The 9560-nt window shown below is 43.2% G+C and carries 6 protein-coding genes and 1 rRNA gene; 3 read left to right on the top strand and 4 right to left on the bottom strand.

Annotated elements, in window-relative coordinates; genetic code table 11:
- A 5S ribosomal RNA gene (gene rrf / locus AAC855_RS08980) occupies window positions 1–107 on the top strand; the annotation flags it as partial.
- A gap of 106 nt (window positions 108–213) precedes the next feature.
- Here the strand turns inward: rrf and AAC855_RS08975 are convergent.
- The 4 genes from AAC855_RS08975 to AAC855_RS08960 form a co-directional block, all read right to left on the bottom strand.
- Window positions 214–570, bottom strand: a complete 357-nt coding sequence (locus AAC855_RS08975) for a YfiM family lipoprotein (RefSeq protein WP_340609233.1) — start codon at window positions 568–570, stop codon at window positions 214–216.
- Between the two features lie 120 nt (window positions 571–690).
- On the bottom strand, window positions 691–2046 hold the full coding sequence (gene pssA / locus AAC855_RS08970; RefSeq protein WP_340609242.1) for a CDP-diacylglycerol--serine O-phosphatidyltransferase: 1356 nt from the start codon (window positions 2044–2046) through the stop codon (window positions 691–693).
- A gap of 101 nt (window positions 2047–2147) precedes the next feature.
- The gene (locus AAC855_RS08965) at window positions 2148–4790 is read right to left on the bottom strand and encodes a bifunctional acetate--CoA ligase family protein/GNAT family N-acetyltransferase (protein ID WP_340609232.1); all 2643 of its coding nucleotides are present in this window, start codon (window positions 4788–4790) and stop codon (window positions 2148–2150) included.
- A 91-nt stretch (window positions 4791–4881) separates the two neighbouring features.
- Window positions 4882–5559 (bottom strand): tRNA-uridine aminocarboxypropyltransferase, encoded by a 678-nt coding sequence (locus AAC855_RS08960; RefSeq protein WP_340609231.1) that lies wholly within the window; start codon window positions 5557–5559, stop codon window positions 4882–4884.
- 134 nt (window positions 5560–5693) lie between these two features.
- Here AAC855_RS08960 and AAC855_RS08955 point away from each other — a divergent pair, with 134 nt between their 5' ends.
- The gene (locus tag AAC855_RS08955) at window positions 5694–6713 is read left to right on the top strand and encodes a tRNA/rRNA methyltransferase (RefSeq protein WP_340609230.1); all 1020 of its coding nucleotides are present in this window, start codon (window positions 5694–5696) and stop codon (window positions 6711–6713) included.
- 579 nt (window positions 6714–7292) lie between these two features.
- Window positions 7293–9542 carry a TonB-dependent siderophore receptor gene (locus tag AAC855_RS08950; protein ID WP_340609229.1) on the top strand — a complete coding sequence of 750 codons (2250 nt, stop codon included), beginning with the start codon at window positions 7293–7295 and terminating at the stop codon, window positions 9540–9542.
- Window positions 9543–9560 lie beyond the last annotated feature (18 nt).

Below are 9560 nucleotides of genomic sequence, written 5' to 3'. Positions count from 1 at the left end.
AATAGCGCGGTGGTCCCACCTGACCCCATGCCGAACTCAGCAGTGAAACGCCGTAGCGCCGATGGTAGTGTGGGGTCTCCCCATGTGAGAGTAGGGAACTGCCAGACATCACTTTGACAGAGAAGCCATCCTTAACGGATGGCTTTTTTGCGTTACTGGAATATAGAATTCATTTTTAGAGGGAAAAACCAGTTTACGGATAGAGTTATCGGATTATTTTAAATACTGATAAAGACTATAACCTGTCACTGCCCCAGCTACATCGTAAACAAAATCCTGCCAACTCCAGCCTGTTCCAGTGGGGCGACTATCATAAAGTTCTTTTGCTGCACCAAGCCCAATCGATAGTAATAAACCAAATTGAACACTCTCACGATGTTTCCAGTTCTGGTGATCGCCATAAGCGTTACCAGCAGCGGCTATAGCAGCAGAAAATAAAAAGTGCTGGGCTTTATCCTTACCGGTCCAGGTATCATTTGCCTGACGAATATTAGTACATGCGGTAGTTGTAGATAGGAGGGATATTGCTATTAATATATTTACTAGTTTATTTCTTCCGGCCTTTTTCATCTTATTTTTCGCCATTATTAATAATTTAATAAATAATAGCGTTTTGATAAATAAGACACAAAAAATCCTCTCTTGTTATAACAAGAGAGGATTAATGAATAGGTAAATATTTATCTATGTTTACAATATTCTGCTGATCAGGCGGTCAACACGGATACGACGTAAACGGCGTATTAATTTGCGAACTTTAACGGGATAGAGCTGTATGCTATCCAATTCCTGATAATTAGTAATAACCGTTGTATGAGTGCGAATAGAATTCAGCTCTAAAGAGCGTTGCTCTTGCATTTCTTTATGCGGATCGTGAATAAGGATCGCATTTTCTAAATCCAGTCCCCACGCTCGCGGATTGAGATTATTACCGGTGATCAACTGCCATTTATTATCGACCCAGACGCCTTTTAAGTGATAGCTATTATCTTCATCTTTCCACAGCCGGATAGTCAGTTGCTGGCTATCGATAAAGTGTTGCAATCGACTGGCGAAACGACGCAAGTTAATCTCATAGAGATAAGGCAAGGCCCCGATAATCTTGAACGGTTCTTCGGGTGGGATATAAAAATCATTAGCTGTTTTGTCGCCAATGATAATTTCAACCTGTTTTCCTTGTCGCAATAACCTTGAGATAGAACGCACCAGTACTGCCGGTAAATTAAAGTAAGGAGTACAGATGACTAACTTCTCCTCGGTGCTGGCGATAAGGTGGCAAATAGTTTTATTCAGCGGATTTTTTTTGCCTAATCCAACAAGCGGAGTGACTGCTAGTTCTTCATTTGAAGCCTGATTTTCAACATGATATGTTGCACCGCGTAAGTGGCTCCGGAATTGTCTGATACAATTCTTTATTTCAAGGCTACGAGGGCGGTTTGGGCAGGCCAGATTATTGACGGCTTTATCAGAAATAATGCTGTCATCTATATACTGCTTCATGATAGCTGCGAGCTTCGCATTATGCAGTAAGTGATAACGATCATAGCGATACTTTTCATGGCGGTGCAGATAGACATTATTAATACTGGCACCACTGTAAATCACCGTATCGTCAAAGATAAAACCCTTTAAGTGTAAGACACCTAGCGCCTCGCGGGTATTGACGGGGACGCCGAGAATGGAGATATGGGCATTCGGGTATTTTTCAGCCATAGAGCAATACCAGTCTGCATTTGTTGCAGCTGCTTGTGCGCCAATACGGCCGCGTTGTGCGCGATGCCAGTCGACCAGAATTTTGATATCCAGCTCAGGCCGTTTTTGCTGCGCTTCATATAACGCCGTTAAAATATCTTGTCCGGCATCGTCATGTTCTAAATATAATGCGGCGATATAAATATGCTTTTTGGCGCCTGCAATGCGTTCCAACAGTGTGCTGCGAAACTCTTCAGATTGATAAAGGGTTTCAATGTCAGCAACTGACTGTGGTAATTTAGGCAGTTGTGCAAGGTGTTGTTGGTGTTTTGCTTGTTTAAATTTAGACAACATCACAGTGCGATTTTTCTCTTAGTTTGGATGGTTAGAATTCCATCGTAAATGTGTGAATCAAAATGATCTGGCGATGATACCACTAGTTCCGTCAATTGTGGCTAAAGTTTTAAAACAAGATTAACGATACCTTCTTCTAACTGGATATCGATGGTAAATCCTAATTTTTTAGCCAGCCTGATCATATTGCGGTTTTCTGGCATTGTTATCGCAGTTAAGACCTGAATGCCATGTTCTTTGGCGTAATGAATGAGTTTAGCCATAAGCTGAGATCCTAACGTGATCCCTTTCAGATCCGATCGCACCAATACAGCAAATTCTGCTTCGATATTATCGGGATCAACCATAGCACGTGCGACACCGATAATCTCTGGTTTTGTTGTCGGGTAACGTATCGCGACAAAAGCCATTTCACGGTCATAGTCAATCTGAGTCATATTGGCGAGATCATCATGAGTGAATTCGTTGATTTCACTAAAATAACGATAATAAAGATCTTCTTTTGTCACCTGCTCAATGAACTCTTTTAGTAGAGGTTCATCTTCCGGCAGGATCGGGCGCAGTAAACAGGTAAAATCATCTTTGATATAGATAGTTTCTTCCAGTTCATTAGGATAAGGCCGAATTGCCAGTCGACTGCGGGGATCGCCAGTGATTGGAGTTAATTCCATTGTGACATCCAAAAGTGTAAATTCACTTCCCGAAGCCAGTAATGGATGAATATTCAGACGGGTGATTTGGGGGCAATCGATCAGCAAATTAGAGACCCGCACCAGCAGTTGGCTAAGTGAGGGAATATCGAGAGGCTGCAACGATGCTCCGGATTTTATTTTACCGCTCTTAATTGCCTGGATGACCAGATAACGGGCCAAAGCCATATTAAGTGGTGGCAGAGCAACCGCCGCCTGCGTTTCATTAACCCAATCTATTCCGCCTTCTCCAAGCATAATTAAAGGGCCAAAAACTTCATCCTGCTCAATGGCAATTCTCAACTCCTGCGCACCGGCACGGTTTGCCATATTCTGCACCAATAAGCCTTCAATTCTGGCTTGCGGAAAATTTTGTTTTACGCGATCAACAATGGCCTGAGCTGCGGTTTTCACTTCTTCCGCAGTACGAAGATAAAGCATGACACCCTGTACTTCTGATTTATGAGGAATATCAGGTGAGCGAAGTTTCAGGGCCACAGGATAACCAATTTTTTCTGCAATATTGACGGCATCATCACTGGAATGTGCTATCCATGTTGGCAACGTATTTAGTCCATAGGCTTCAAGAATAGAATGGACTTCATGAGTATCTAACTGGGTATTACCTTTATTAAGTGCCTGTTGGATGCAATCATGGGCGTGAGCCGTATTTGAAGTAATCCCAATTGGCAGGGCAGGTGTTTCTTTGAGTTGTTTCTGATTACGGCGATATTCTACCATATGCATAAATGCGGTGACCGCTCCTTCCGGGGTACGGTAGGTCGGGATCCCCGCTTCGCTGAATAACCGCCTGACTTCCTGTGAAGAATATTCCCCACACCAATTCGTGAATATTGTCAGCCATTTTCCACGGGGATGTTCTTTTATAGTCCGAATCACGTTTACGGCTGTTTGCATACTGTGGGAAATTGCACAGGGAGAATGAATTAACAATAAGGCGTCATAGCTACGGCTATCTAACAGTATTTTCAGCGCGTCAATATATTGTGTCGTTGACGAAGCATCACCGAGATCCAGAGGGTTTTGTAAGATTTGTACATCTGGTAGTACACTGAGCAATTTAGCAACCGTTTCTTCCTCTAAGTCAGCTAATTTACCGGTTCTTCTGATGAGTTCATCCAGTGCCATAGCGGCTGGAGCTGTACCATTACTGACAATTAACAGGCGTTCTCCACGTAGTGGACGCATAAAGCTCAGTGTCTCGACGGCAGAAAACATTTCATGAGTATCCTGTACGCGTAACAATCCGGCTCTTTGAATGGCTGCATCATAAGCGACATCAAAATTTTGCTGTTCTCCCAGTAACTGCTGTGCCTTACGGGTACGGCTGCTTTTGACGACCAGAATTGGCTTATTGCGTGACGCGCTGCGTGAAGCGGAAAGGAACCGTCGGGCATCACTGATATGTTCTAAATGCAGAAGGATTGCACTGGTTTTACTATCTCGCGCTAAAAAATCCAGTAGATCATCGATATCTATATCAACGCTATCCCCCAGTGCAATGAAATACGAAAAACCGATATTGCGATGGTTTGCCCAGTCCAGAATCGTGTTGGATATTGCGGCTGATTGTGAAATAAAAGCCAGTTTACCCTTCAGAATCGGAATAGGTGAGAAACTGGCATTCAGCCCGATCCACGGGGCCAGAATACCGAGGCTGTTAGGCCCGAGAATGCGGATATGATGTTTCTGACTGTATTGTTTCAGTTCAGCAAACTGGGAGGGATGGGATGAAAGAATGATAACGGTTGTACATCCCAGCTCGGTCAATTGGGCTAATAATGATAAATTACGGCTGTGATGGGTACAAATAACCGCTAAATCGGGCGTTAAAGGGAGTTTTTCGATAGAAGAATAAGCCAGCACACCGAGAACAGAACTTTTATTGGGTGTGACGGGCAGGATAGGGCCGGTAAAATTTCCGGCTAACAAATTCCGCATCAGGAGCGAACTGGCTTTTTCTGGTTTCTCGGAAGCTCCGATAACGGCAATGGATTTGGGGTGTAGTAGGGCTTCAAGTCCACGCTGGCTCATTTTTCGCTCCTTGTTAAGATCACGTCAATCATCATTAGTTAAGCAATTACCATGAATAACTTTAGCCGTGATCCACAAGAATTACTGTGATTTATACCGCTGGATGATTTGATTTCCCAGCCAGATATTGTTCCCGAAAATGATTGAAATGGTTCAATAATTGTTGGGATGCTTCAAAATCACTGGCTAACTCTAGCGCTGCGGCAGCAACCTCAGCAGTACAGTGTTGTTCTTCCCTTGATGGCATTCGCAGTAAATAGTCGATTTTGGCAATGCTATTGATTGATAACAAAGGAATATCATCCAGATATGGGCTTTTGCGAAACATTTTTCTTGCTTCAGGCCAAGTACCATCCAATATAATGAACAAGGGCGCTTTTTGCGTGTCTGGCAGTTGCTGATAAACAGTACGTGATGGCGTGGCGTAGCTATCAGGAAAAATCAGATAAGGTTGTCGGCTCGGATCACGTAATACATCAAGCATTCTTTGATCAGGCTCAGTTCTTGACCACAGAAATGCCTGTGTATCAGGCAGAACATCTGCAATTAACTTTCCTGTATTACTGGGCTTCATTGGCTCAGTATCAAACATAATAAGGCAAAAACGGCTGGTAGCTTTTGTGGGTGAAATATTTTCACACAGACATCTTTTTTGGGGTAATAAACAGTAGGTACAACGTTGAACCCGACAGCCTCTTGCTTGAAAAGGGCGGGTAGAACGCGCAAGACGGTGCTGGCGAAGCTGATAAACGGCGTTGTTATTTCTCATTTAAGAACTCAGAAATGCTCATGTACAAAGTCAGAAGAAAATTGACGGATATTTTAATTGATTGTCGTTGCCAGAGGTAGCTTCGGACGCGAACATCGGGTAATCTGCGCGCCATAGAGAAGTTGGAGAAATAGATGAACGATTCCTATAGTGGTAAGAGTGGCAAAGTCAAAGTAATGTATGTCCGTAGTGAGGGCAACAATGACAGCCGTAATAATAACGATCGTCGTAACAACAATAAACGTCCGTCCGGTAAAGGACGCGAACAGGGCGGCAGACGTTACGACAATGATCGTCCTGAGCAAGCAAAAGAGCGTTCCCCATGGAAAACCGTTTCCCGCTCGCCAGATGAAAAGTCGACACCTGATCATGGCGGCATTAGTGGCAGAAGCCATATCGACCCTGAACAACTTCGTCGTCAGAGACTGGAAGAGACCCGGATCTATGGCGAAAACGCTTGTCAGGCAATGTTCCAGAATCGCCCTGATGCAATTGTAAGAGCATGGTTTGTCCAGTCAGTAACCCCCCGTTTCCGTGATGCACTGAAATGGATGGCTGCAAACCGTAAGGCTTACCATGTAGTGGATGATGAAGAATTAGCTAAAGCATCCGGTACGGAGCATCATGGCGGCGTTTGTTTTCTGATTAAAAAACGTAATGGCCTGAATGCTGAGACCTATCTGCAACAGGCTCCGGCAAAAGATTGCGTATTGGCATTAGAAAATGTCGGTAATCCACATAACCTCGGTGCAATCATGCGTAGCTGTGCTCATTTTGGCGTACAGGGTGTGATATTGCAGGATACGGCAATGCTGGAATCCGGTGCGGCAGTCCGTACCGCGGAAGGGGGTGCTGAACACGTTAAAGGTATTGATGCTGACGGTTTCACCACCGCGCTGAGTCAATTCCGTGATGCAGGTTATACCATTGTGACCACATCAAGCCATAAAGGAAGTACAAAACTGGCAGAAGCTAAACTTCCTGAAAAAATGGTTCTGGTACTGGGGCAGGAAGGCGACGGCCTGAGTGACAGCGTCTGGGAAGATGGTGATATTCGTCTTTCGATTGGTGGTACTGGTCGGGTCGAAAGCCTGAACGTTTCTGTCGCAACAGGGGTTATGCTGGCGGAATGGTGGCGTCAGAATAAAATCTGATTTTTAACCAAGAATATAATTTCTTTGATAAATAAGGCGCTGAATTTTCAATCAGTGCCTTATTTTTTGATAAAGAAAATAAATAACTCACCACAATTAAATTTAATAAATCACCTCAAGCGGAATAATTTGGTTTTAATATTATAAATATTAATTTTTTGTAAAATGATTCAATTGTGAAATTTATTTCTCTCCCTTATGTGATATTTTCTAACCTAACTTTATCCATTTCCTTTGTCTTTCGAGTTGCCTTTTTGCTAGCTCAGGCTGCTTATCCCAATCATCCCCGGTCGCCGTAATTTATCCTGAAATGCGTTATGTATAAAGTCATTACGTTAATACGGTTGTTAATGATAATGATTTTAATTATTATTCGCTAAAATAAAAATGTGCTTCTCATGAGTACAATTTGTGGTGATGGATACGAATGAAAGACTTTATTAAATGATCCTGCTGCACACCGAAGCTGAATTTATTTCCTGAATTCTCTAAGGAAAATAAACGGTTACCGTTCAGAAAAATAAACAAAAAATTGAAGAAAACATAATAAAAAATCATTTTGATAACAGGACAAAAAGAGTGAATCACACAATTTTGCACCGTAATCGTTTAACCAAGAAAAAATTACTTTCAGTCTTAATCCCGCTACTGATTACAGGGAACAATATAGCAATAGCGGAAGAAGAGCATGGGAAGGATGATAAAATTATCGTAACAGCAGGCACTCCGGGGCATGAAGGTGTTACTGAAGACAGCGAAATGTACAATACGACTTCAATGGTGACATCAACCGGCCTGAATTTATCTGCACGAGAAACGCCACAAAGTGTCAGTGTGATGACTAAGCAACTGATGATAGATGAGAATCTGGACAGTGTGAAAAGTGCCATTGGCAGCATAACAGGCATGACAGTGAATCAGGCTGACAGCGATCGCTTTACCTTTTCGTCAAGGGGAATGACGGTCAGAAATATGTTGCGTGATGGCGTACCAACCTTTTACGACATTCGCTTTAATTACGGTGATAACCTGATGGATACCATCATGTTTGACCGTCTGGAAGTTGTGCGTGGTGCGGCGGGTTTGATGGTGGGGCCGGGTACTCCATCTGCGGCAGTGAATGTGATCCGTAAACGCCCAACCAAAGAATTCCGTGGTGAAGTGACTTTGGAAGGCGGTTCCCGGGATAAATGGCGAACAGGCCTTGATCTTTCCAGTTCGTTAAATGAAAACGGCACAGTCAGAGGCCGTTTTGTCACCGCTTACCAGCGTTCCAACTCTTTTATTGATCGAGACAAACACGAGAAATACCCCTTCTACGGCATTATTGAAGCTGATTTGACAGACAACACTCTGCTAACCATTGGGGCTGATTATCAGGTTAACCATACCCGTGGTGGAATGTCCGGTGGTTTGCCGATTTATTTTAAAGATGGCAGCAAAACTGATTATAAGCGTAGTAACAGTTATGCACCGGATTGGGCATTTTCAAAAGTCCGTTCATCCTCTGTTTTTACCAGTTTGCAGCATAAATTTAATAATGGCTGGAGTGTAAAAGGCTCTTTCACCTATGACAACAATGCCCTTGATCAAAAAGTATTGTGGGCAACGGGGTTTCCTGATCGGGTAACGAATGAGGGAATGTATCCGGGGAGTATGACCCTAATCGATGGAACTCGCCATCAGCGCAACGTCGATTTACAAGTAAACGGTAATTATGGGTTACTGGGGCGTCTTCATCACGCTAGTTTTGGTTTGAACTACCAAAAACAGAACTTCCAGAATGATTACTATAATGCCTCATGTATGCTTGAGGGAAATCCAGATTCAGATGATCAAAAGAGAACAGGAAAATGGAATAATTGTAGTTATTTAGGTGATTTTACTAAATCATCATGGGGTTATCCTGAACCAATGTGGAGTAAAAATCGTTCAATGGGCTCTGATGGCTATATTGAACAAACAGCGGGTTATGCGGTTACTCAGCTATCATTAGCCGATCCATTAACACTGATTCTTGGTGGACGTATCACAAACTGGAAAACCCGTGGTGATAATTTTGGTACACCACAGAATGGCACCTACAATAATCAATTTTTGCCATATGGTGGATTGGTATACAACATCACTTCAGATTTCTCGGTCTATGGCAGTTATACCAAGATTTTTGAGCCGGAAGGCCGGATTAACCGTGATAATCACCTGCTGAAGCCAGTTACCGGAGAAAATTACGAGTTAGGTCTGAAAGGCGTTGCTTTTGATAACGGCCTTGATTACTCGCTGTCGGTTTTCGAAATCCATCAAAATAATTATACGATCCGTGATAGTTCCCCACAGAGACATCCGGCTATTCCAAAGAACTCGGTGGTTTATTCTGTCGTTAATAAAGTCAAAACCCGTGGTTTTGAATCTGAAGTCAGTGGTCAGATTACCGATAACTGGCGTATTTACGCTGGATATACCCAGTTCCGCGCGACACTGCCAGACGGTAAACGTACCAATACCGATAAACCAAACCGTTTGTTCAAACTGTTCACGACTTATACCTTACCTGATGCTCTGAGCGACCTGACTCTTGGTGGTGGTGTTAATTGGCAGGGGAAAACACGGTTGGAGCTTAATAGCCCAGACGGCGTACGTGAAGATGGGCAACGTAGCTTTACCACGGTTGATTTGATGGGCCGCTACCATTTTACTCCGGATATTTCCCTGTCTGTTAACCTGAATAATCTGTTCGACAAAAAATACTACACCTCATTTGGTAGCTACACCCAGTACTACTATGGTGAACCACGTAATGTCTCAGCGACTTTACGTTATAAGTTTTAACTGATTAACGGACAGCGG

The organism is Xenorhabdus bharatensis, from assembly GCF_037996705.1.
GTDB lineage: Bacteria > Pseudomonadota > Gammaproteobacteria > Enterobacterales > Enterobacteriaceae > Xenorhabdus > Xenorhabdus bharatensis.
The sequence above is the reverse complement of the archived record's forward strand: the minus strand, read 5'-3'. Positions and strand labels throughout refer to the sequence as shown.

Bases quoted from the DNA above. Each gene is read 5' to 3' on its own strand.
- AAC855_RS08975 (WP_340609233.1), bottom strand. From the start codon at position 570: ATGAAAAAGGCCGGAAGAAATAAACTAGTAAATATATTAATAGCAATA.
- pssA (WP_340609242.1), bottom strand. From the start codon at position 2,046: ATGTTGTCTAAATTTAAACAAGCAAAACACCAACAACACCTTGCACAA.
- AAC855_RS08965 (WP_340609232.1), bottom strand. From the start codon at position 4,790: ATGAGCCAGCGTGGACTTGAAGCCCTACTACACCCCAAATCCATTGCC.
- AAC855_RS08960 (WP_340609231.1), bottom strand. From the start codon at position 5,559: ATGAGAAATAACAACGCCGTTTATCAGCTTCGCCAGCACCGTCTTGCG.
- AAC855_RS08955 (WP_340609230.1), top strand. From the start codon at position 5,694: ATGAACGATTCCTATAGTGGTAAGAGTGGCAAAGTCAAAGTAATGTAT.